Origin of the sequence: Luteitalea pratensis (genome assembly GCF_001618865.1) — a bacterium.
Taxonomy (GTDB): domain Bacteria; phylum Acidobacteriota; class Vicinamibacteria; order Vicinamibacterales; family Vicinamibacteraceae; genus Luteitalea; species Luteitalea pratensis.
Window position 1 is genome coordinate 6662051 of the sequence record NZ_CP015136.1, and the last position, 23362, is coordinate 6685412.

The 23362-nt window shown below is 68.9% G+C and carries 13 protein-coding genes; 5 read left to right on the plus strand and 8 right to left on the minus strand.

Translation table 11 applies throughout. The features are described 5' to 3' along the window. Positions 1-161: 161 nt before the first annotated feature. Positions 162-1316 (minus strand): type IV pilus twitching motility protein PilT, encoded by a 1155-nt coding sequence (locus LuPra_RS28015; protein WP_110173825.1) that lies wholly within the window; start codon positions 1314-1316, stop codon positions 162-164. A gap of 237 nt (positions 1317-1553) precedes the next feature. On the opposite strand from LuPra_RS28015, the gene LuPra_RS28020 reads away from it, so the two are divergent. Further along, positions 1554-2588 (plus strand): PI-PLC domain-containing protein, encoded by a 1035-nt coding sequence (locus LuPra_RS28020; RefSeq protein WP_234800588.1) that lies wholly within the window; start codon positions 1554-1556, stop codon positions 2586-2588. A gap of 202 nt (positions 2589-2790) precedes the next feature. Here LuPra_RS28020 and pdxH read toward each other — a convergent pair whose 3' ends face one another. The 3 genes from pdxH to LuPra_RS32365 form a co-directional block, all read right to left on the minus strand. Continuing rightward, positions 2791-3366, minus strand: a complete 576-nt coding sequence (gene pdxH, locus LuPra_RS28025; protein WP_110173826.1) for a pyridoxamine 5'-phosphate oxidase — start codon at positions 3364-3366, stop codon at positions 2791-2793. 538 nt (positions 3367-3904) lie between these two features. Beyond that, positions 3905-6544, minus strand: a complete 2640-nt coding sequence (locus LuPra_RS28030) for a TonB-dependent receptor (protein WP_110173827.1) — start codon at positions 6542-6544, stop codon at positions 3905-3907. A gap of 1 nt (position 6545) precedes the next feature. Then, the gene (locus LuPra_RS32365; protein ID WP_157899782.1) at positions 6546-7574 is read right to left on the minus strand and encodes a hypothetical protein; all 1029 of its coding nucleotides are present in this window, start codon (positions 7572-7574) and stop codon (positions 6546-6548) included. A gap of 108 nt (positions 7575-7682) precedes the next feature. Here LuPra_RS32365 and LuPra_RS28040 point away from each other — a divergent pair, with 108 nt between their 5' ends. The 4 genes from LuPra_RS28040 to LuPra_RS28055 are packed head-to-tail and all read left to right on the plus strand — an operon-like array spanning position 7683 to position 13485. Continuing rightward, positions 7683-8996: a BaiN/RdsA family NAD(P)/FAD-dependent oxidoreductase gene (locus tag LuPra_RS28040; protein WP_110173828.1), complete on the plus strand. Its 1314-nt coding sequence runs from the start codon at positions 7683-7685 to the stop codon at positions 8994-8996. Between the two features lie 7 nt (positions 8997-9003). Next, positions 9004-9939 carry a TraB/GumN family protein gene (locus LuPra_RS28045; RefSeq protein WP_110173829.1) on the plus strand — a complete coding sequence of 312 codons (936 nt, stop codon included), beginning with the start codon at positions 9004-9006 and terminating at the stop codon, positions 9937-9939. Between the two features lie 28 nt (positions 9940-9967). Beyond that, positions 9968-11023 carry a thioredoxin domain-containing protein gene (locus tag LuPra_RS28050; RefSeq protein ID WP_157899783.1) on the plus strand — a complete coding sequence of 352 codons (1056 nt, stop codon included), beginning with the start codon at positions 9968-9970 and terminating at the stop codon, positions 11021-11023. 8 nt (positions 11024-11031) lie between these two features. Next, positions 11032-13485 (plus strand): hybrid sensor histidine kinase/response regulator, encoded by a 2454-nt coding sequence (locus tag LuPra_RS28055; RefSeq protein WP_110173831.1) that lies wholly within the window; start codon positions 11032-11034, stop codon positions 13483-13485. A gap of 16 nt (positions 13486-13501) precedes the next feature. On the opposite strand, the gene LuPra_RS28060 is transcribed toward LuPra_RS28055, so the two are convergent. From LuPra_RS28060 to LuPra_RS28075, 4 genes are all read right to left on the minus strand, one after another. Continuing rightward, on the minus strand, positions 13502-14686 hold the full coding sequence (locus tag LuPra_RS28060) for an AI-2E family transporter (protein ID WP_110173832.1): 1185 nt from the start codon (positions 14684-14686) through the stop codon (positions 13502-13504). 139 nt (positions 14687-14825) lie between these two features. Then, positions 14826-16157, minus strand: coding sequence for an APC family permease (locus tag LuPra_RS28065; protein WP_110173833.1), 1332 nt, complete (start codon positions 16155-16157; stop codon positions 14826-14828). Positions 16158-16424: 267 nt separating this feature from the next. After that, positions 16425-19925, minus strand: coding sequence for a UvrD-helicase domain-containing protein (locus LuPra_RS28070; RefSeq protein ID WP_110173834.1), 3501 nt, complete (start codon positions 19923-19925; stop codon positions 16425-16427). Next, positions 19922-23350, minus strand: coding sequence for a PD-(D/E)XK nuclease family protein (locus LuPra_RS28075; RefSeq protein ID WP_157899784.1), 3429 nt, complete (start codon positions 23348-23350; stop codon positions 19922-19924). Before LuPra_RS28075 ends, LuPra_RS28070 begins: the two co-directional genes overlap by 4 nt. Positions 23351-23362: the final 12 nt, after the last annotated feature.

Genomic DNA, 23362 nt, shown 5'->3' on the forward strand with positions numbered 1-23362 from the left:
CCTCGCCCGTCGGCCTGGTCGTCGGGCTTCGGCCTTGGGCTTGGGCCTTGGGCCTGCTGTCTAGAGCCGTGAGCGCTGAGCCGTCAACCACGAGCCCGGCAGGCCGCAGGCTGTAGGCTGCAGGCCGTAGGCGTTGAGCGGTAAGCGCCAGGCGTTGGCGTCTACGCGGTCTTCGCGCCCGGCATCACCGGCGGCGTCAGGAACTTCGTGTCGACAGCCATGCGCTTGAGCATGGCCTCGAAGCCGGCCTTGTCGACCGCCTTGACGTACGCCTCCTCCGGCGAGACGAGCTTGTTCTTGACCAGGTCGGAGAGCGCGTCGTTCAGCGTCTGCATGCCGAGGGCCTTGCCGACCTGCATCATCGACGGGATCTGGAACGTCTTGCCCTCACGAATCAGGTTGCTGATCGCAGTATTGACGACCAGCACCTCGAGCGCGGCGATGCGTCCGCCGCCCACCTTGCGGCACAGCGTCTGCGCGATCACGCCCTTGAGTGATTCGCTGAGCATCACGCGAATCTGGCTCTGCCGGTCGGCAGGGAACTGGTCGATGATCCGGTCCACCGTCGATGCCGCCGTGCTCGTGTGCAGTGTGCCGAACACCAGGTGCCCGGTCTCGGCCGTCTCGATGGCAATCGCGACCGTCTCGAGATCCCGCATCTCGCCGACCAGCACGATGTCGGGGTCCTCGCGCAGCGCTGCACGCAACGCGTCCTTGAACCCGTCGGTGTGCGTGTGCACCTCGCGCTGGTTGATCAGACACTGCTTGTTGTCGTGCACGAACTCGATCGGGTCCTCGATCGTGATCACGTGGTCGTGACGCACGCGATTGATGTAGTCGACCATCGCGCAGAGCGTCGTCGACTTGCCGGAGCCGGTCGGCCCCGTGACCAGCACCAGCCCCTTGCTGAGGTGACAGAGTTGCAGCAACTGCGGCGACAGGCCGAGTTCCTCGGACGTCAGGATCTTGCTCGGGATCACCCGGAACACCGCCCCCATGCCCTTGCGGTCCATGAAGATGTTGGCGCGGAAGCGAGCCAGACCGGGAATTTCGTAGGCGAAATCGGTGTCGTGCCGGCGCTCGAACTCGGTGCGGTTCTTCTCCGGCGTGATTGGCCCGAGCAGGCGTCGAATGTCCTCCGCGGTCAGGCGCGGCGCGGATTCCTCGACGGCGAGCATGCGTCCGTCCTTGCGGACCATCGGTGGCACGCTGACGCTCAGGTGCAGGTCCGAGGCGCCCGTCTGCACCATCAGGCGGAAGAGGCGGTTGATGGGCGGTTCCTGAACGATGGGCGTCGGCAATGCGGGTGAGGCCATGTCACCGACCAATCGGCACCCGCCCGCGCGCAGTGCAGTCGACGGAGGTCGGGAGTCGGGAACCGGGAGTCGGGAGTTCTGGCGAGGAGCGTATCAAGCTCGACGCTTACGTCCTCAGGCTGAGTGGCGAAGCGTGTGCGGCGTTCGGCGTTCAGCGTTCAACGTTCGTCGATGCGTGACTCGCAGCTATCGACCCGGGTTCGACGCAACCGCGCCTGACGGAACTACACTGGCGCCATGCGTCCACGCGCGTTTCCGACCGCAATTCTGGGCCTCCTGGCCGCTGTCACCTGCCTCTCCGCGGCGATCGACACACCGGCCCCGACGCTGGTGCCGGGCGCCCGCGTGCTGCTCGATGCCCACAACGCCTATCCCTACGAGGGCCGTTTTGGCGACCGCGTCGCCCGCGCCCTGGCCACGGGCGTGCCGGTGGCCATCGAGCAGGACCTGATCTGGCGAGCCGGAGCCAACGGCACGGGCGTGTCGGTCGTTGGCCACGACGTCGACAAGGTCGTGGATGCGCCGACGTTCGAGTCCTACTTCTTCGGCACGATCGCGCCGGTCATGGAGCAGGCGCTGAAGGAGAACCGCCGCGACCGATGGCCGCTGGTGGTGCTCAACCTCGACTTCAAGACCAACGAGCCGGCCCACCACGCACAAGTCCGGCAGGTGCTCGGGCGATACCAACGGTGGCTGACGAGCGCGCCGCGCACGGCGACGCCAGACCAGCCGTCGCCGATGACGGTCGGACCGCTCCTGGTCCTGACCGGATCCCATCAGAGCCAGCAGACGGATTTTCATGACCAGCTCGTGGTAGGCGATGCCCTCTGGCTGTTCGGTGCGTACGAAGCGCCGCCCCCGGCGGGTGCGACCGCCGAGGATCGGGCCCTGGCGCTGGCAGCCACGCCCGTGGAGACACTGCTTGCTCACCGCGCGACCAACTACCGCCGGTGGGCCAACTTCCCGTGGCACGTCATCGAGAAGGGCGGGCAGCCGCACGCGGGTCCCTGGGACGCCGCCGATCGGGCGCGACTCGATGCGCTCGTATCGCGCGCGCATGCGCAGGGTCTCTGGATTCGCTTCTACACGCTGAACGGCCACCCCGCCGCCGACGCAGACGCGCAGGGCTGGTCGAAGGGCTACAACTTCGGCAACCTCGCCAACGCCGCGATTCGCTGGAAGGCCGCGCGGGAGGCCAAGGTCGATTTCGTCGCGACCGATCAGTATGAGGAATACGCGGGCGAACGCCGAACGCAGAACGCGGGACGCTGACGGATTCGGACTCGGGATTCGGGATTCGCGATTCGGGATTCAGGAATGGGAACCGGGTTCCGGGTGCCGGGTACCAAACGCGGGGGCTTCGGCCTGGGCCTTGAGACCTGAGACCTGAGACCTGAGACTTGGCCCGTCGCCAGTAGGCCGTAGGCTGCAGGCCGCAGGCTGTAAGCGTTCGGCGTTCGGCGTTCGGCGTTCATCACGGATACAGCCTGTGCGTTGTCCACCCTTCGCCCACCCGCTCGTACACCTCGCGGTCGTGCAGGCGGAACTCACCGGCCTTCCAGAACTCGATCCGCAGCGGCGACAGGCGGTAGCCGCCCCAGGTGTCGGGCCGCGGCACGTCGCCGCCCTCGAACTTCGCCTCGAATTCGCGGACTCGGGCGATGAGCGCGTCACGCGATTCGAGCGGCTGGCTCTGGAGCGACGCCCAGGCGCCGATCTGGCTACCGCGGGGACGGACGGCGAAGTACCCGTCGGACTCGGCCGACGACACCCGTGCGATCGACCCCTCGATGCGGACCTGCTCGTCGGTCCACGGCCAGTACGCGCAGATCGCAGCCCACGGATTGGCCTCGATCTCGGTCGCCTTGCGGCCGCCGTAGTTGGTATGGAACACGACGCCTCGCTCGTTCACCTCGTGCACCAGGACGATGCGGCAGGATGGCCGGCCGTCGGACGTGCTCGTCGCTAGGGACATGGCGATGGGGTCGAACGGCGCGTCCTGCGCTGCCCTGGCCATGGCCTCGGCGAAGCGGGCGATCGGGTCCACCATGCGTCCATCTTACCCACGGCGCAGGCTCAGGTCTGAGGTCTCAAGTCTCAGGCCAGGCCCTGACCGGTAGCCATGAGGCATCAGGCATCAGGCATGAGGCATCAATGAGTGTTCGCCCGGGCGCGCCGTGGCGTTATCACATGCGAGCGTGCAGGAACGGCCTGCCAACGATAGCTTCATAATCACCACGTACGTTCGTCTTCTTCTCTGACGCGTGAGTCATCGCTCGCGCGCTCCTTGCCACAATCCATCCTTCTGGCCGGTCCTGCCGCTCATTCCGACACGGCCTCGGTCGGTAGGCCGCGCTCGGAGAGCGGGCCCTACCGCGAACGGCGGTTGGTTCTGCACCACCCTGCCCGTCGCTCGAGAAACACCTCGAACGGCGCCTGAGTTCCTCCTGAGTTCCTGAGCTCCTGCGATCCTGAGCTCCTGTGTTCCTGAAAAGAAACGAGCGGACCCGGCCGAAGCCGAGCCCGCTCGCTGCACTCCGACGAACCAGGGAAGGGGAAGGGGCTCGTCGCGAGAGTATTGGCCGGCGTCAGAAGCCGACGCGCATGCCCAGTTCGAGTCGCCGTGCCGGTGCAGCCGCCGTCGGATCGCCGTACGAGCGTGCGGAGACGACTGAGCCGTATCGGGTGTAGTTCACCTGGTTGAAGACGTTGAACGCCTGCAGGTACACCTCCAGGCGCACCGCCTTGTCGTTGCCGCCCATCGGACCGCCCATCATGCCGCCACCGCCGCCGGGACCGCCGCCACCGGGACCACCGCGCATGATGACGGGACCGCCGCCACCCATGCCGCCAGGGCCTGACGGATTGCGCGAGGGACCGAACCCGCGGCCCCAGCTGAGTCGCAGGTCGGTGTTGCTCTGCCACGGCAGGCGCCCGGCGTTGCGGCCAAAGCCTTCCGGGCGCTCGTTGATCACGCCGTCCAGGTTGGTGTCGAAACCGGTCGTGATGTTGTACGGCCGGCCCGAGAGCGCGCGGTAGTTGATGCCCGCGCGCAGGCCCCAGAACAGCTCGGTGTTGAAGAAGCCGAAAATCCGGTGCCGGATGTCATCACTGGCCGGCCCCCACTCGGCCTCGAGGTCGTTGCTGTTGACCGGCAGCGTCAGCGCGCCGTCGGTGTAGTTGTTGCGCTCGCCGATGGTGTAGCCCAGCACCCCGAACAGCCGCCGAGGCTGGTAGTTGAAGTTGAAGTTGAGGTCTAGCCCCTGGCTGTCGGCCTGACCGGTCGTTTCGAGATAGGTGATGTTGCCAAGCGTCGAGTCCGGCCGGACGCCGACCACCGGGTCGTTGATGTTCCGCGAGCGGAACTGGTTCCATCCGTGCTGATTGAAGTAGTTCGCACGCATCCGCAGCCAGCCCAGCAACTGCTGCTCGACACCCAGGGAGAACCGCCGCACCGTCGGCATCTCGAGGTCGTTACCGACCTGGACGATGCTCGGCGCGGTCACGATGACGGTGCCACCCTCGTACGGGTTCGGATACCCCGGGTTACGGATGATCGTGTCGTACTGGTGCAACCCGTCCTGACGGATGGTGTTCTCGTACAGGCTCGTCTCGTACCAGTCGTAGAAGATGCCGACGCCGGCGCGGACGGTGGTCTTGTTGCTCTTGAACGGCGACCAGGTCATCCCCGCGCGCGGCGCGAAGTTCATCTTGTCGTCGATCAGCGTCTGCGTCTCGTACCGGCCTCCGAAGGACAGCAGCAGGTTCTTCCTGAATCGGTAGTCGTCCTGGATGAAGAGGCCGGCCTCGGTGTTGCCATACTCGACGTACGGGTTGCCCTCGCGGATCGTGTAGTTGTTGGGCCGCCCCGTCTCGTAGGCCAGCATCGTCGGGAACGTGAACGTGCCCGCGAAGTTGCGCAGTTCATCGCCGATGTAGTTGCCGGTCTCGACCTCGAAGCCGGTGCGCACGCTGTGCTTCTTGCCGAGCGGGATGTCCAGGTTGTCGGCCACCGACAGCTCCCAGAATTTCCGGCCGCCCGAGATCTGCGCGCCCCCGTCCGTGAACGCGTCCTGCACCCGCACCGTCGTCTCGTCGCTCGCCGAGATGGAGTCGGACTCCTGCCACGAGTACTGCACGCGGATCTCGTTCAGGTACTTCTTCTTGAACGAGCCGACGTCGGACACGCGCACCCTGTTGTCGAAGCCGTCGCGGCTGTAGGCGCGCGACTCGAGATCGAAGTCGCCGATCCCGAGGTTGTCGGCGCTGTTGGTGTCGCGGTCGAACGAGAAGCGCAGCGTGTGGGTCTTGGTGAGCACGTGCTCGATGTTGAAATCCACGTTGAGCCGATCGGCAGGCTGATTGACCAGACTGTTGTACTGGCCCTCAGGGGTCAGCGCGACGATGGTCTGGACGTCGTTCTCGTTGTTGCTGCGGACGTTCAGCGAGAAGCCGGTGCGGCCCTTGACGATCGGGCCGTCGATCGACCAGCCGTACCGCTGCGTCTGCCCTTCGCCCTGCACCGGCGAGAAGGCGTTGCGGGCGTCGAGCGCGTTGTTCCGGAAGCCCAACGTCATGTTGTTGCGGATCGGTCCGTTGCCCGGCCGCGTGATGATGTCGACGCGCGGGAAGCCGGCGTTGTGGTTCTCGGCGGCGAACGGATCGAAGCGGAAGCGGATTTCGCGGATCTGCGACTTGGGCGGCAACTGCCCGCCTTCGAAGCCGTTGACGCGAATGCGCGCACCAGGGCCCGCCAACTGTTCGAGTTGCTGCTGCATCTCGTCCGGATCGTCGGCAAGTGCTTCGATCTGCGACGCGCTCAAGGCAGTGGAGAACGAATCGGTGACGGCGCGGTCGGCCGTGTCCTGCTCGACGTCGACCTGCTCGACGAAGCCGGCGATTTCCAGCGTGATGTCCTGCTTGGTGTTGCGTCCGGCACGCACCTGCAGTTCGGCCGCGGCGTTGGGGTCGAAGCCCGGGAACTCGGCGACAACGGCGTACTTGCCGGGCAGGAGGGCCTGGAACATGACCGTGCCCTTCTCGTCGGCCAGCTGCTGCGTGATCCTGCCGTCAGGCGCGGTCAGGTTCACATTCGCCGCGGCGATGGCAGCGCCCGTCGTGTCGTAGACGGTGATCGTCAGCGACCCGGGGCGCTCCTGCGCAGACGCAACTGTGGTGAGCCCGGCGGCGAGGAACATCGCCGCCAGGAGGGTGCGGAGGGTCTTCATGTCAGTTACTGGCCTTCTTCTGGAACTGGTCCGGCTTGATCGGCGCGTTCAGCTTGTACTTCTCGATCGTCCACTCCTCCTGCACCTTCCCCTCGACCTGGCGGGAAATCTTGTGGGGGAGCATGACGCCGTCGACCTTCCGGTAATCGGTGTAGAACACGTTGGCCTCGACCAGGGGCGGCGGCGGCTCGGCCTCGAACTTCTTGCGCTGCTCTTCGAAGTAGGCGCGGCGCTCGTCGTCGTTCTTGAACTGCGGCGGCGCCGTCATCTGGCGCATCCGCGGCTGTCGCATCATGTAGCTCAGCATCAACGGGCGATGCTCGGCCTGGTCCACGAAGAGGCGCGCCCGGAAGCCGTCCGGCCCGGACACGTCGATGACGTCGGCGACGCCGTTGGGCGCCTCGGCCTCGGCCACATGGGTGAAGGTCAGGGCGGAGAGCAGCGGCGAGCTCGGCATGATCCCGAGGAGCGTGCGGTAGAGCTCGGCCTTGATGCCGATGGACGGATCCTGCCGGTTCGCGCCGCTGGGACCGGCTGCGCCAGGGCCGCCAGGGCCGCCTCCGGGACCGCCCGGGCCACCACCAGGGCCGCCGGGGCCCATGCGCATCATGAACCCGCCGCCGCCGCCCATGCCCGTCATGTCACGGAAGGCGTCGGTACCCTTGATGGTCTGGGAAATGCGCGGGCCGGCCATGCCGTCGGGGCGCGTCATGACCTGCACGACCTGGAACGCATCGGGCAGGAGGCCGGCCAGCTCGATGCCACCCGACATCTCGCGCTCGCCGAACACACGTCTCGACTCGCCTTCGGCGGTGAATGACTTCAGCCCGGTCAGCTTGTCGCCCCCCATGGCCTTGGTCATCGCGGCCAGGACGGCCTGCGCCTTGGCGGGATCGCCCTTGGCCGGCGCCGCCGCAGGGGCCGGAGTCTGCGCCGGAGCCGGGGCCGGGGCCTGCGCCACGGCTGCGCCCGTCGCCACGATGCTCATCAACCCGGCCATCGCCACGGTCCTGAAAACCTGCTGCTGCATATGAGTGCCCTTCCCCTTGAGGTGACAGCCCCTTCCCTTGGGCTCCAAACCATTGGACGATCCCTTGTGCCAGTCCGTGGTTAAGTGGCAGCAAAAAGATTGTTAAGGATGAAAAAAGACGCGATCGTCGTGATCGGCGCGGGCGCCGCGGGCCTGATGGCCGCCATCACGGCGGCCCGCGCCGCACCGCAGGTCCGCGTCGTGGCCGTCGATGGCGCACCCCGGCTCGGCGCCAAAATCCTGATCGCGGGCGGCGGACGGTGCAACGTGACGCACCACGTGGTGACCGAACGGGACTTCCACGGCTCCACCCCGGCCGCCATCCGGCGGGTGCTCCGTGCCTTCGACGTCGAAGCCGCGCGGCGCTTCTTCGAGGCCGAGGGTGTGCCCCTGAAAAGGGAGTCGACGGGGAAGCTCTTTCCGGTGTCCGACCGCGCCCAGGACGTGCTCCAGGCGCTGCTCGGCGCGGCCCGGCGCGCCGGTGTCGAGCTCCTCCACCCCTACAAGGTCACGGCAATCCGGCCTGACGACGTCGGTGGATTCGAGGTGGACGGGCCGAAGGGTCGCGAAGCGCCGGCTGCGGCGACCGGGACGGTCACGGGAGGACCTGCCGGCCTTGGCGCGAGCGCGGTGATCCTCGCGCCCGGCGGCAGGAGCGTTCCGAAAACCGGGTCCGACGGCTCCGGCTACGCCATGGTCAGCAACCTCGGTTTGCCGCTCACTCCCCGCATCTTCCCGGCACTGGTGCCGCTGCGGCTTCCCGACGGCCACCTCGTCCGGGCGCTCTCCGGGCTCGCCACCGACGTGCGCCTGATCGTCGTCTCAAGTTCGGGGCGGCACCTCGCCTCCGTGACCGGCGCCCTGCTCTGCACCCATCAAGGCGTCTCTGGACCGGCGGTCCTCGACGTCAGCCGGCACTGGCAAGCCGCCATGGACGACGACGCCCAGTCGGGCGTGCTGGTGAACTGGCTGCCCGACGTTGTCGCCGAGGACCTCGATCGCCGATTCCAGAACCATGGAGCCCGGCCGATTCGGCGCGCCCTCGCGCCGCCACTGCCCGACCGCCTGGCCGACGCCCTGTGCGCCCTTGCCGGCGTGGACCCTGACGAGCCCGGTGCGACGTTGACGCGCGACGCTCGCAAACGCCTCGTCGCTGTCTGCACCGCCTGGCGGCTTCCCGTCGTCGGCACCCGCGGATTCGAGGTGGCCGAGGTGACGGCCGGGGGCGTCCCCCTGTCAGCCCTGACGGCGGGCCTCGAAGCGCGGAATCGCCCCGGTCTCTTCGTGTGCGGAGAGCTGTGCGACGTGGACGGCCGGATCGGCGGATTCAACTTCCAATGGGCCTGGGCGAGCGGCACGGTCGCCGGGCGAGCGGCGGCGGCGCGGGTCGCCGCCGGGACGATGGAACCTGTGTCAGGATGACCAATCCATGATCAGGCGAGGATCGGCGGGATTGGTGCTCGTGGCGGTGCTGGCGCTGGTCGTGGCTGCGCGCAGCGAGCCCGCGGCGCGAACGCCGGCGGCCGCGCCGCTGCTGTGGCAGGGCCTGCTCGGTGCGCACCAGGTCTCCCTGTTCGGCACCATCCACGTCCCGGACCCGCGGGTCCTCGCGCTCTCGCCGCCGGTTCGCGTCGCGTTCGACCGCGCCGACCGGGTGGTGACCGAGATTCCGCTGGACGGAGCCCAGCAGGCCGAACTGGCCGCGGCGCTGGTGCTGCCGGATGGACAGCGGCTTCGCGCGATCGTTGGCGAAGCGATGTTTGCGCGTCTCGAAGCACGTGTCCGGGCCGCACTGACGCCGATCGCTCCTGAAATGGCGCCGCTCGTGGCCGGCATGCTCGACCGCTTGAAACCGTGGGCGGCCTTGTCGCAGCTCGCCACCCTCGAATACCTCCCGGACCTGTTGGCAGGCCGCACGCCGCTCGATGTGAAGCTGTATGGCGAGGCCGTCGCCGCCGGCAAGAAGGTCGGCGGGCTCGAAACCGTGGCCGAACAGGCCGGCACGTTCGACGCCTTCAGCCCGGAGGAACAGGCCACCCTGCTCGACGAAGCGCTGCGCGACTTCGAGGCTCCGGCTGGCCCGACCGGCAAGCAGCTGGTGGAGTGGTACCTCGAAGGAAATGGTGACAAGCTGGCCGCGGCCCTTTCGCAGGGCAGCCGCAACGACGCGCTGGCGCGGAAGTTCGAGGCCGAAGTGCTCGTCAAGCGCAATCACCGCATGGCAGACCGGATCGACGACTTGCGCCGCGATGCGCCGGGCGAGACGCTCTTTGTGGCCGTCGGCGCGCTGCACCTGGTGGGCAGCGACAACCTCCCGCAGCTGCTGCAGGCTCGCGGGTACGAGATCAGCCGGGTGCGGCCCTGAGCCGCGCCGGACGAAGGAAGACGTAGGCATGCGTTTCAGTTCGCTGTTGATGGCCATGGTCCTGGTCGGGGGATGCTCGGGCACACCCGCGTCGGAGGCGCAGACTCCTCCGCCTCCGGCAGCGCCCGCAGCCGGCACGCCGCCCGTGCTCGCGACCGTGAACGGCTCCCCCATCACCGAAGATGACGTCCGCAAAGCGGCCGGACTCGAGATCGCGCGACTCGAGGAGCAGCTCTATCAGCTCCGCAAGCAGCAGGTCGACGAGCTCGTCGCCCGGCGTCTCCTCGAATCCGAAGCTGCCCGCCGCGGCCAGTCGGTCGAGGCACTGGAGCAGTCCGAGATCACCGCCAAGGCCGGCGACGTCACCGAACCCGAGGTCGACGCCTTCATCGAGACCAATCGTGCTCGCATCCGCGGCGACGTGACACAACTCCGCCCGCAGATTCGCGAATTCCTGCAGCAGCAGAAGACCGACGCGCGCCGCACCGCGCTCGTCGACGGCTTGCGCGCTTCGGCGAAGATCGACATGCGACTCGAGCCGCCGGTGCCATTCCGCGCCACGGTCGACATCGTGGGCGCGCCGGTTCGGGGCACGACGACCGCCCCAGTCACCATCGTCGAGTACTCGGACTTCCACTGTCCCTTCTGTCGCCGCGTCCAGCCGACGCTCGCGAGCCTGCTCCAGAAGTACCCGGGCAAGGTGCGCCTGGTGTACAAGCACCTGCCGCTCGACGGGCTGCACCCGCAGGCTCGCCGCGTGTCCGAGGCGTCGTGGTGTGCCGCGAAGCAGGACAAGTTCTGGGGCTTCCACGATGCCGTCTACGCCGACGCCGGCACTGACGCCAGCGACGCGACCTTGACGCGCTATGCCACGACGGCTGGCCTCGATGCCGCGGCGTTCGGCGCGTGCCTCGCCAGTCCGGAGACGAAGGCGGCGATCCAGCGCGACATCGCGCAGGGTGAGGCGCTCGGCCTGAACAGCACGCCGGGCTTCTTCGTGAACGGGCGTGAAGTCCGCGGTGCACAACCGATCGAGGCCTTCGAGTCGATCATCGACGAAGAACTGCGCGGCGGGCGCCGCTGAGGCCCCTCGTGCTGCGACCACCGACTCCCGAGAACGAACAGGCACGGCTCGAGGCACTTCGCCGCTACGCGGTCCTCGATACCGCACCAGAGGAGCCGTTCGACCGCCTGACGCGGCTGGCCTCGTCGATTCTCGGCACGCCGATCGCGCTGATCTCGCTGATCGACGAGTCGCGGCAGTGGTTCAAGTCGGCGGTCGGCCTCGACATGACGTCGACACCGCGCGACCTCGCCTTCTGTGCGCACGCCATCCTGAGCGATGAGGTGCTCGTCGTCCCCGACGCCACCGCTGACGAGCGATTCGTCGACAACCCGCTCGTCACCGGCGCTCCGGGCATCCGGTTCTATGCCGCCGCGCCGCTGACGACGCCCGACGGACATCGGCTCGGCACGCTGTGCGTCATCGATCGCGAGGAGCGCCAGGCCGGCCTGACGCCCTTCCAGCAACAGCAGTTGCGCGACCTCGCCGCGCTCGTGGTCGACCAGCTCGAACTGCGTCGAAGGATCGAGGAACTGAAGGAGAGCGAGCAGCGCTACCGCCTGCTGTTCCGCAACAACCCGCAGCCGATGTGGGTCTACGACCGCGAAACCCTTGCGTTCCTCGACGTCAACGCGGCCAGCGAATCGATGTACGGCTACTCGCGCGACGAGTTCCTGGCGTCCACGATCCTCGACATCCGGCCGCCGGAAGAAGCCGATCACGTGCGGGAGATGGCACAGCGCGCGCCCGAGGGGATGGCCCGGACGGGGCCATGGCGGCACCTCCGCAAGGACGGCACGGTCCTCTTCGTGCGCATCTCGTCCTACCCGACGTTGTTCGAGGGCCGCCGCGCCAGGCTCGTGCTCGCGCACGACATCAGCGCCGAGAAGCAGCTCGAGGAGCAACTGGTCCAGGCGCAGAAGATGGAAGCCATCGGCCAGCTCGCCGGGGGCGTCGCGCACGACTTCAACAATCTGCTCACGGTGATCAACGGGTATGCGCAGCTGCTCGTCTCGCGGCTCCACGAGGCGGACCCGCTGCGCGTCGATGCCGGCCACATCCTCCAGGCCGGCGAGCGCGCGGCATCGCTGACGCAGCAGTTGCTGGCCTTCAGCCGTCGCCAGGTGCTGCAGCCACGTCCGCTCGACGTCGGCGCCGTCATCGACAACCTGCGGCCGATGCTGCGCCGGTTGTTGCGCGACGATATCGAGGTCCGGACGTCGTTGCCGGCGGCACTGCCGCCGGTCATGGTCGATCCGGGTCAACTCGAACAGGTGCTGTTGAACCTCGCGATCAACGGCTCGGATGCGATGCCCGGCGGCGGCGCCTTGTCGGTGGAGGCCAGTGAAGCGCTCGTCGACGAAGAGGCCGGGGAGCGGCACGGCGTGGCGGCGGGCCTGTACGTCACCGTGTCGGTCTCCGACAGCGGCATCGGCATGGACGAGGAGACGCGCGGCCGCATCTTCGAGCCGTTCTTCACGACCAAGGCGAAGGGGCGCGGGTCAGGCCTTGGCCTGCCCGTCGTCTACGGCATCATCAAGCAAAGCGGCGGCAACATCGTCGTCCAGACGACGCCTGGCGGGGGATCGACCTTCACGGTGTACCTGCCGCTGGCCCATGCACCGGCCCATGCGGAGGCCGCGGCGCCCGCCGCGGACGTCTCGGGATTGCGTGGGCACGAGACCGTGCTGGTGGTGGAAGACCACGAGGCGCTCCGCCGACTCGCTGCCGATGTCCTGCGTGCGCACGGGTATCACGTGCTCGTGGCCGACCGGGGCACGGACGCCATCGCGCTCGTCGAGAGTCGCGGCGGCGGCGTCGACCTGCTGCTGACCGACGTGATCATGCCCCGCATGAGTGGCCGCGACGTCGCCACCGCCCTGCAGCAGCGCGTGCCGGACATCGCCGTCCTGTTCATGAGTGGCTACACCGAGACCACCATCGTGCAGGACGGCGCGCTGGAGTCGGGATTGCATTTCCTCGCGAAGCCGTTCACGCCGGCCGAGCTGCTGGCCCGCGTGCGCGACGTGCTGGCAGCGCGTGCCGCGCTTGGAGTTCAGATGTCGAGCACCGAGCCTGTCGATTCCCACCCAACGGCCGCCGCCGGACCGCGGCGCGTGGTGGTGGCCGACGACGAACCCGGACTGCGCCTGCTCCTGGTCGCGACCCTGCGCGGCGCCGGCTACGAGGTGCTTCAGGCGACCAATGGCCTGGAAGCGCTGCGGCTCTGCGAAAAGGGCCGTGTCGATCTGCTCCTGACCGACCTCGTGATGCCGGATCACGAAGGCCTCGAGACCATCCGCCGCATGCGGCAGCAATGCCCGGACATCCCGGTCGTGGCGATGTCGGGTGCGTTCGACGGCGGCTTCCTCGAGGTGGCGCGCGCGATGGGCGCCGCCGCCGTGATCCAGAAGCCCTTCACCCCGGACCAGGTCGTGCAGGTGGTGGGTCGAGCCCTCGACGAACGGCCGGCGACTCCCTGATCGGCAGGACGCGCGATCAGTCGCCGAGCAGCTCTCCGACCCCCTGCAGGTCTTCCACCCGGTCGGCGATCACCTTGATGGCCATCAGCAGGGGCACGCCGAGGACGACGCCCCAGGCGCCCCACAGCCAGCCCCAGAACAGCAGGCCCACGAACATCGCCACCGGATTCATCCGCGCCGATCGGCTCATCAGATGCGGTGTGAGCACGAAGCCCTCGAGCGACGTGATGACGATCTGGATGCCACCCACGAGCAGGGCCTGGCCCACCGTACCGAATTGGGAGAAGGCCATCACCGACGCCGCGCCGGAGACCAGCGTCGGGCCGATATAGGGCACGACGTTGGCGACCGCCGCGAGCAGGCCCCAGACGGTGGCGTTGGGCATCCCGACGGCCAGGTACGCGAGCCACGTCACGATGCCGACGATCGCGCTGACCAGGACGAGCGTGCGCAGGTAGACGCCGATCTGCTCCCGGACCTCGTCGATGATCTGGACGGTGATCTTCTTGCGCGACAGTGACGGACCGGCGAGCTTCACGAACTTGCGCTTGTAGAGATCCCCGGCCGACAGCAGGAAGAACACCAGGAACAGGACGAGCAGGACCTGAGCCGCCATGCCCGTGCCGGTGATCACGTAGTAGCGCAGCGGCGTCGGCGGCTCGACCATGCGCACCGGCTGTGCGCCGCTACGATCACGCGGCGCGGCCGAGGCCGCGGTCGTCAGTTCTTCCGCAGCCTCCTGCAGGTTCGTGATCGGGCTCTCGCGAACTACGGTCGTCCGCATCAGGGCCTGCCGGACCTGCCGTGCCACCCGCGGCAAATCGTCTGCAAGGTCGGCCGCCGGCGCGGAGAGCTGGGAGCCGATGCCACCAATCGCGGCGATGAGCAGCGCGATCACGACCGTCGCGCCAGCTGGCCGCGGCACGTGTGCACGGTGCAGGACCTCGACGACAGGCGAGAGCACCAGGCTGATGACGATACCGACCAGCAACGGGATGAAGAGCGTCTGCGCGGCGTAGAGCGCCCAGGTAACCGCGATGACCGTCAGTACGGTCAGCGCCACGCTGCGCACGCTCGTCGGGATCGAGAGCGTCGGCAGGACCTCGTCGCGGGCAAGGTCGGCGCTGCCGCCAGGGCGAACGTCCGCGACGTCGGGCATGCCGGGCGAGTCGGGGATGGAGTGCAGGTCGGCGCTTTCCACACCCGGCTCGGCAGCAAGATGCGATCCACGTCAACCGGGCGCTCATCCCGGAAAAGTCTTCAGACCGCCAGCTCGGCAGGGGATGAATACGCTACGGCCGTCACGGCAAGCCCATGCTGCGGCAACGCCGGCCATCGGCTCAATACGCCATCTCGGCAGCTGGCGAGATCCGGCCAAGGGCGAGATGGATCAGGTACCACACGGTGGCTGCCGCCAGCAGCGCCGCGATCATGAGCAGCTCGAAGCGCGTCGCCTGTGCCAACAGGACGATGCAGAACACTGCGCCGGCGCCGAGCACCGGCGCGGGCACGTGCATGGGCGGCCGCTCCGGCGTGGCGGTGCTGGAAGTCGCGGCGCTCACGGTGATGCCGCGTCGCTGCAACTGCAGGGCTGACACGCAGGCCATCAAATACACCGCGACCACCGAGACGCTCGCGAGCACCGCGAGTGCCGCAAATGTGCCCGACGACGAGAGCAGGAACGAGATCGTGGTGTGCGCGATGATCGCGGCAGCCGGCGTGCGACGCACGGGGTGTACCCGGGCGAGCCATGGCGGCAGCAATCCCCGGCACGCAATGGCGTAGACGAGACGTGGCGTGGTCATCACGGCGACGCTTGCAAAGCCCGTCATCGACACCACCGTGCCAATCGCCAGGAGAAACTGCCCCTTCGGACCGAGCAGGTTGCCGGCCGCGATGGCCAGCGTGGCGTTCGGCGTGGCGGCCAGCGCCTGCCCGAGACCAACGGCCGCGGCCAGTTGCACCGAGATGTAGAGGCTGGTGACGAGCGCGAGCGCCGCGACCAGCGCCATCGGAATCGTCCGCGTCGGACGCAGCACTTCCCCGCCGAGGGCCATCACGCTCTCGGGCCCGGAAAAGGCGAAGATCAGCACCAGGCTGGCGCGGCCGATCGTGCCGATATCCGGGAGCGGCCCTATCCGCCACATCCCGCCGCCGCCCGCGAACGCCGCTGCGCCCACCAGGACCAGCAGCGGCAGGAGCTTGGCGATGGTCATCACTTCGGCCACCCGCGTCCCGTGTCGAACCCCGCGGACGTTGATCCACGCGAACGTGCCGAGGATCGCTGCCACCAACGCGGTGCGTGCCACAACGCCTCCCAGCGGCGGCACGAGCGCGCCTATGGCCGCTGCGAGTCCTGCCATCACGGCGGCCACGGCAAGGGTGTCGCTCAGCCAGCCGAGAATGCCCGTCAGGAACCCCACCAGCGGACCGAATGCGGCCTCCGCATACACCGCCGCACCTCCTGCCGATGGCACGCGGCTGCCCGCCACCGCAAAGGCCAGGACGATGCACAGCATCGCGATGGCGCAGGCCAGGTACGCGTAGACGGCGGAGGTGCCGACCATCTGCGCCACCAGCGAGGGCATCGCGAAGATGCCGCCTCCGACCGTCATGTTGAACAGTGTTGCCGTGAGGCCACGAACGCCGATGGAGCGGGTGAGATGAGGCATAAGCGAGGACGGAGGACGGAGGAGAGAGGACGGAGGAAGGACGGAGGACGGAGGATGGAGGACGGAGGACGAAGGACGAAGGACGGAGGAGGAGGAGGGAGGAGGGAGGAGGGAGGAGGGAGGAGGGAGGAGGGAATTGAAAGAGGCGACGGCAAAGTCATGAGGCAATGGGGAAATGGTCGAGACGTCGCGAGCCTGACCGTCGGTGCCTTGCCGTCCTTGGCCTCCGTCCTGCCTCCGTCCTCCCTCCTCTTTCCTCCGTCCTCGTCAGATGCGCAGGAGTACCGCCCTGGCCGGTTGGCCGGTGGCTGTCGCGAGCGCGCGTGCATAGAGCGCGACCTGCCGGCGATAGGCGTCCAGGCCGGCGTCCATGTCGGCGTCGGTCTTGAAGTCCACGACCGTCCAGGCTCCTTCGTCCTCGAAGGCGAGATCCAGTTGGCCCTCGATCCAGGCGCCATCCTCGAGTCGCAGCGTCACCGGCGTTTCCCGGCGGCACTGCCCGCGGGCGTGCGCCACCGCCGCCGCTTTCAACAAGGGGTGCTGCAGGGTATCGCATACGGCGGTGATCACCGAGGACTGGTCGACGTCGGTGTCGCCGAGCACGCGCGCCGAGTAGGCGGTGGCCGTCGCGACGTCGGCGTGCGTGGCGTCCAGCCCGATCACCGCGAGGACGTCGTGCACGAGCGACCCGAAGGCGCGTCCGCCACGACGCGGCGCCGCCGACGGCACCTGCAGCACCGCGACGTCGTTGCCGGCGAGATCGAGATCCCGGGCGGCCTCGGTGACGCGCTGCACGCGCAAGGACGGCACGCGCCCCGCCGCCAGGCGGCCCGCGTGCAACTGCGTCCAGTGGTCCACGGCCTCGTGGCCCTCGCGCACGCGACTCTCCGACGCATTCTTGTCGATCAAGGCCTTCTGCCGCGACCCCAGCGAGGGCTCCGTGCCCAGATTTAGTTGCGCGGGATCCCACCACGTGACGTCGAAGGGCGCGAGGGAATCGCCGCGCACGTAGCGCCCCGGACGAATCGGCGTCGCATGCATCGCCGACTCCTCGTCGGGCCGATCCAGCACGGTATCGCGCCCGAACGGCGGGCTACCCACCGCTGCTTCGGGAGCCGACCAGGGGCGATCTGGATACAAGGCCCGGTTCATGACGTCCACCCACTTCTCGCCCTGCTTGACGTGCGGGTACGGCTCGTCACCGACGCCGGGCACGACCAGCAGGTCCCGGGCGCGCGTGGCGGCGACGTACGCAAGCCGATGGCCTTCAGCACGGTCGCGTGCGGTCTCCGCGTCGCGCAGTTGCACGAGTTCGAGCGGGCTGCACCCGGCAATCGTCTGCACGCACAGCCCGCGCGACGCCACGAGCGCGCGCGACGGGCGATCGGAGTACAGCCGCCACGTGATGTCGGCCAGGATCACCACCGGGAACTCCAGGCCCTTCGCCTTGTGCACCGTCATCAGGCGAACGCCATCGGTGCCCTCTTCGAGGATCGGGCTCTCGCCGGCTTCGACGTGCGTGGCGTCGAGGAACTGCTGGACGAAGCCACGGAACGACGCGCCGTCGGACGCCTCGTACTGGCGCGCGAGTTCCACCACGTGGAGCACGTTGGCGAGTGCCTGCTCGCCGCCCGGACGCAACACCAGGCCCGCATGCGCGCGTGTCGCCCGCAGCAAGGCCTGCACCGTCTCCTGCACCGGCACCTGGTTGCGCTGTCGGTGCAGCGACCGCAACAAGCCCAGGGCGTCGTCAATCGCCTGCAGGTCGGTGGGCTCGCCGTCTCGCACGCGGTCGGCGGCGGCAGCGACGGCGATTGGATTCAGGCGGCCGCCGTGCGCGTTGCGATACTCGAGCAGCAGGTGATCGGGGAAGGCAAAGAATCCGCCTCGCAACGTGGCATAGACGGACAACTCGTCATCGGGCCACTCGATGGCGCTGAGCGCCACGCGCAGCGCGTCGACCTCCTCGCGCTCGTGGAAGCTGCGGCCGCCGACGAGCAGGTGCGGCACCTGCCGTGATTCCAGCGCCTCGACGTAGGGCCGCGTGACGTCGGTCCCCCAGCTCGTGAACCGACGAAAGAGGATGGCAACATGCCGCGCCTGCAGCGGCACGCGCACCTCGTCGCCGCCGGGCGCGCGCTCGGAGACCGTCCATCCGCTCTCCTGCACCAACCATGCGACGAAGGCGCCGACTGCGTCCGGCAGCGACGCGTCGATGGCCTCGTAGCTGACGAACTTGCCTTTGTACGGCCGCGGCACGGGCAATGCGACCAGCGCCGGTTGCGTGTCGTTGTCGCTGCGCACCGGCTCGAGCGGCACATAGGCGGCCTGCGCCGAATCCGCGCTGTCGTCCATCACCGTGGCAAAGACGTGGTTGATCGCTCGCTGCAGCGCCGGCACGCTTCGAAAACACGTCCGCAACTGGCACGACTGGGCGCCCGCGGCAATGAGTTGCCGCTTGACCTGCCAGTACGTCTCCACGTCCGCGCGCCGGAACCGGTAGATCGCCTGCTTGGGGTCGCCGACGATGAAGAGCTTGCCCGGTACCGGGCGCACCTGCGTCCAGTCGGCGTGCCCGGGATCATCGGCGGCGAGCAGCAGGAGGATCTCGGCCTGGATGGGATCGGTATCCTGGAACTCGTCGACGAAGAGCCGCTGGTAGCGGACCTGGAAGTCACCCCGGACCTCGGCGTCGCGCCGCAGCAAGTCTCGCGCACACATCAGCAGATCGGTGAAATCCAGGACGCCGCGTTCCTGCTTGACAACCGCGTAGCGCACCAGGCAGGGCTGCAGTTCCTGTTGCAGGCAGGCCGCGAGGTCGGCGTCGAGGGCCGCCGTCGTCTGCTGCAGGAGTGCCTTCAGCGCCGCATGCTGCGTTTTCATCTCGGCACGCGGTACGCCCACCGCGTACGTGCTGCCATAGCCGGTGCGACATTTCGTGAGCGCGCGGTCGCGCGCCAGCATCCCGACCAGCGACTCGAGCGCGTCGAGCGCATCCTCGCCGGCTGGCCCCGGCGGCACCGCGGTGCCATGCCGCCAACTGAAGCGCCGGATGGGCGCGGTATCGACGAAGAAGTTGTCGTTCGACGATCCCTTCGCGCTCAGCGCCGCGAAGGCATGGATCGCATCCATGGCGGCGCCGACGAGAACGCGGCGATCGATCGGATCGCGGCGCCACGGCGCGTTGAAGTCGCGCCACTCCGCCAGCGACTGCACCGCCTTGCGGAGCGCGGCGCGCGGCCCGGCCTCGCCGTCATCGTCGCGGTACGCACGACGCAGCACGCGACGGACGCCCTCGCCCGGCGCCTCGAGTGTTTCCTGCAACCACTGGTCGACGACACCGTCGAGCACCTGGTTGGCCACCGGTTCGAGCAACACCTCGAAGCGCGGATCGACGCCGGCCTCCACCGGACGCTCCCGCAGCAGGTCCGCGCAGAACCCATGGATCGTGCTCACGTGCGCCTCCTCGAGGTGCGCGAGGGCCTCTTCGAGCAGCAGGCGGGCTGCCCCGGCACGCTGCTCCCGCGCATGCTCGACCTCCTCGCGCAGGCGCAGCTTCAGTTCGCCCGCGGCCTTCTCGGTGAAGGTGACCGCGACGATCTGGCCGATGGTTGCCCGCCCTTCCGCGAGCGTGTTGACCATCCGGGCCACGAGTTCAGTCGTCTTGCCGGTGCCAGCCGCCGCCTCGACGACGAGCGTCGTGTCGAGGTCGTGCCTGATCCGGTTTCGGTCCGCGTCGTCCACCAGGTGCCGAGGCGTCGCGCTCATTTCATCCTCCGCAACAGCGTCAGTTCTTCGAGCGGCCGCCGGTCCTTGCGGCCGGGCACGCGCTGCGCCGACGGGCCGCACACCGCGGTGAAATCGCACCACATGCACGCGTCCTTGTCCGGAGCCGCTGGCAGCCTGCCCTCCTGGATGGCGTGGTCGACGATGGCGAGCACCTCCAGGCCGGCCTTGCGGGTCTCTTCCCCAACCGCGCCCGCGATCGCCCACGGATGGTCCTCGTAACCACCGTCGGCGGTGCAGTAATAAAGACGCGACGCGGTGACGCGGCCCCCGAATGCCGCCTCGACGGCCATGGCGTAGAGGATCGGCTGCAACGTGCGGCCGCCGTTGACGACGACGTTGCCGGCGAGGCGGTACTTGCCGGTCTTGTAGTCGGTGATGCGCCACTGGTCGCCGTCGCCGCGTTCGAGCAGATCGACGACGCCGTGCAAGCGGGTGCCATCGGGCAACACGGCCTCTTCGCGCCGGCTCGCCTCGTCACGGCCGAAGCCACCCGCGAAGCCGACGCCGATCTCGACGCCCTCCGGCGTCCACGGCGTGCCGTCGCCCGGGAGGCGGCGAACCCAGTCGTGGACGTCACGCCGGATGGCGGCGACGGCGTCCTGCCAAACGCGAAGGATCGGCGGCGTGAGGCGATCCTCGTAGTCGGCGGCGACGCGCGTCACGATCCTCTCGGCCACCTCGTGGGCGCCGACGACGCGATCGTCGGTGAGCGGCACCCATGCCGAGGCCATCAACTCACGCATGATCTCGGCGAGCATCACGTGGACCATCGACCCGCGCGTGAGCGGGTCGAGGATGGTCAGCGGCATCGCCTCCTGCCGCGGCTCGAGGCGCAACACCGTCGAGAGGTAGAACTGATACGGGCAGGTGGCAAAGCGCTGCAGTGCCGAAGCCGAGTAAGCCCGCGCGTTGAGGCGATGCGATGCGAGCACCTCGGGCGGCGCGACGAGCCCGTCGTGCGGCGTCCATGCGCGAGTGAAGCGCAGGTGCCGCGCCAGCAGCGAACGACGCAACGCCGGATTCAGATCGAACAGGTAGCGCGCACGCCCGGCGATGTCCACCTCGTTGCCGTGCAGGTACTTCTGGAGCACGCTGAGGTCGTGTTCGGCGGCATCGATGGCAGTCGCCGGGTCCTGCGGAGCGGGCCACGCGAGCCGCGCACCGCTACGTTGCTGGGCGTCACGGATCAGCGCTTCGTAGCCGGGCACGTGTCCGGTCACGGCACGCTGCAGGTCGATTGCGTAGAACGACGGCACCCGCGGACGCGACTGCGCCGTGTCCATCGAGGCGTACGACGCTACGAGGGCCTGCGTCGCGGCGCCGGTCGCGAGCCGCAACTGGAGGCGCTCGGCCGTGACGCGCTCGTCGTCGGTGACGAGGTCGGGGGAGAGCGCCGCCCGCTCGCGGTCGAGCAGGAGCGGATCCTGGCGGCTGCGCTGCGGGAACACACGCTCGGAGAGGCCGAGTACACAGACGACGTCGAAGGCTCGGCCGCGGAGCTGGTCCGGCGTGCCGACAAAGACACTGCCGTAGCGGTGCGGGGGCGGCGGCACCGGCAGGTGCGTGAGCCGATCCCGCAGCACGTCGCGGACTTCGTCGAGTCGCACGTCGGCCACTCCGGCGAGCGGCTGCAGTTCCTTCAGGGTCGCGAGGACGCGATCCGGGCGCGCGAGCACGCGCGGGGCGAGGCGTTGCAACCTGGCCAGCCAGCTGCCCCAATCGTCGGCGACGGGCCAGGTGGCCATTTCGCCGATCACATCGGTGGCAAACGCGATCAGTTCGTCCGTCCACGCCACCTGGCGCGTGAGGGCCTCGTGGCGTGGCGAACTCGGGTCGTCGTTGTACGCCGCGGTGGCACGTACCATGACTTGCTCGCGATGCCCGGCCAGCCGCCGCGCCCAGCGGTCGGCACCGCCGATCACCTGCGCGTCGTTGAGGATCGCTTCCCAACGCCATGGCGAGCGCCGTGGCATCGTCGCATCGGCCTGCGGCACCGCCGCCGATCGGGCCTCGTCGTCCGGTGCCCAGTCGATATCCGGCAGACGCAGCCCCAATGCTTCGGCCTCGTCCGGAAGTAGCGCCCCGGTTCCCGGTTCCCGGTTCCCGGTTCCCGACTCCCGATCCGCGATCCGCGATCCGCGATCCGCGGTCCCCGGCAGCGCCGGTACCTGCGCGAGCGACAGGTACTCCGAGAAGCGCCGCGCCGACAGTCCTTCCACAGCGCAGGCAAGCAGCGCCAGCATCGCGCGTCCAGCGGGATCGGGGCGACGCGTGCCGCGACCGAAATGCACGGGCACGTCCGCGCGCCGCAGCGCCGTCTCGAGATGGCTCGCGTAGAGTGCCGGTGCGCGCATCACCACGGCGATGCGATCGAAGCGCGTCCCCCGCTCCGCGTGCGCAAGCACCACACGCGCGACTTCCACGCATTCGCGGCCCTCGCCTGGCGCCGACAGGCACACCACCGACGCGTCATCGCCGGCGACAGCGACATCGGAGGGCTCGAAGAGGCCGACCTGCACGCGCTGAATCGCCGCTGGCGTCCCCGCGAGATCGGCGGCGTCGACGTCGTCTGCGCAGGGTCCGAGATCGGCCACGAGGCGCTGCAGCCACGGATCGCCGGTCGGCGCCGTGAGCAGGGCCGATGCGCTCCGGCGGACCAACGCGTAAGCGAGCGCCACGTCGCGGCGGCTGGCCAGCGGCGGATCCACGAGGGCCAGCGGCAGGGTCAGTTCCGGCGTGTTGTCGGTCTGGACCGCCGCGGCGGCCAACGCCAGCACCTCGGCGCGATCGGCATGACGCAACTCGCCCAACGCCTGCTCGACCGTCGTGAGCAGCCAGGCAAGGTCGCGCCCTTTGGCCGTGCCGTTGTCGAGCGCCGCCGCCGGCACACCCGCGAGGCGAACGTCGGCCATGGTGCGCGCGAGCGACGGCACGAAGCCGGGATGCCGGGCAGCATCGCCGAAGAACTCGAGCGCGTTCTCTTCTCGCGCTCGCGAGACGACCCGCGCCACGATGGCTTCGAATCCGAGACTCGAGACCGGTGTGAGGCCTCGCGCCATCAGCGCGGGCGTGGCGAGACGGACGCTGAATCCCACCCAGCCGGCGCGCTCGACGCCGATCGACGCGGGCAGGGCCGCAAGGACGTGCCGTACGACGTCGTGGGCCTGCTCGTGCGTCGGGGCCAGGACGCGGACGCCGGAACGGCAGTGGGACAGCACATGCCGGCGAACGGCCGCGAGGCGCGCGGCGGCAGAGCCGTGCACGGCGGTGCGGACGGCACCCGGCGGCACGTCGCGACGCACCGGAGCGGCTGTGGCGACTGGCGCCTCAGGCAACGGCGTGACTGGGTATGGAAGATCTTCGGCCTGGGCGTCATCGTCCCAGGGCAGACGTGGGGTGGACATCGCGCCTCGCAT

What these genes read in the sequence shown, in the direction of transcription:
- LuPra_RS28015 (WP_110173825.1), bottom strand. Translation starts at nt 1,316, where the DNA reads ATGGCCTCACCCGCATTGCCGACGCCCATCGTTCAGGAACCGCCCATC.
- LuPra_RS28020 (WP_234800588.1), top strand. Translation starts at nt 1,554, where the DNA reads ATGCGTCCACGCGCGTTTCCGACCGCAATTCTGGGCCTCCTGGCCGCT.
- pdxH (WP_110173826.1), bottom strand. Translation starts at nt 3,366, where the DNA reads ATGGTGGACCCGATCGCCCGCTTCGCCGAGGCCATGGCCAGGGCAGCG.
- LuPra_RS28030 (WP_110173827.1), bottom strand. Translation starts at nt 6,544, where the DNA reads ATGAAGACCCTCCGCACCCTCCTGGCGGCGATGTTCCTCGCCGCCGGG.
- LuPra_RS32365 (WP_157899782.1), bottom strand. Translation starts at nt 7,574, where the DNA reads ATGCAGCAGCAGGTTTTCAGGACCGTGGCGATGGCCGGGTTGATGAGC.
- LuPra_RS28040 (WP_110173828.1), top strand. Translation starts at nt 7,683, where the DNA reads ATGAAAAAAGACGCGATCGTCGTGATCGGCGCGGGCGCCGCGGGCCTG.
- LuPra_RS28045 (WP_110173829.1), top strand. Translation starts at nt 9,004, where the DNA reads ATGATCAGGCGAGGATCGGCGGGATTGGTGCTCGTGGCGGTGCTGGCG.
- LuPra_RS28050 (WP_157899783.1), top strand. Translation starts at nt 9,968, where the DNA reads ATGCGTTTCAGTTCGCTGTTGATGGCCATGGTCCTGGTCGGGGGATGC.
- LuPra_RS28065 (WP_110173833.1), bottom strand. Translation starts at nt 16,157, where the DNA reads ATGCCTCATCTCACCCGCTCCATCGGCGTTCGTGGCCTCACGGCAACA.
- LuPra_RS28070 (WP_110173834.1), bottom strand. Translation starts at nt 19,925, where the DNA reads ATGAGCGCGACGCCTCGGCACCTGGTGGACGACGCGGACCGAAACCGG.
- LuPra_RS28075 (WP_157899784.1), bottom strand. Translation starts at nt 23,350, where the DNA reads ATGTCCACCCCACGTCTGCCCTGGGACGATGACGCCCAGGCCGAAGAT.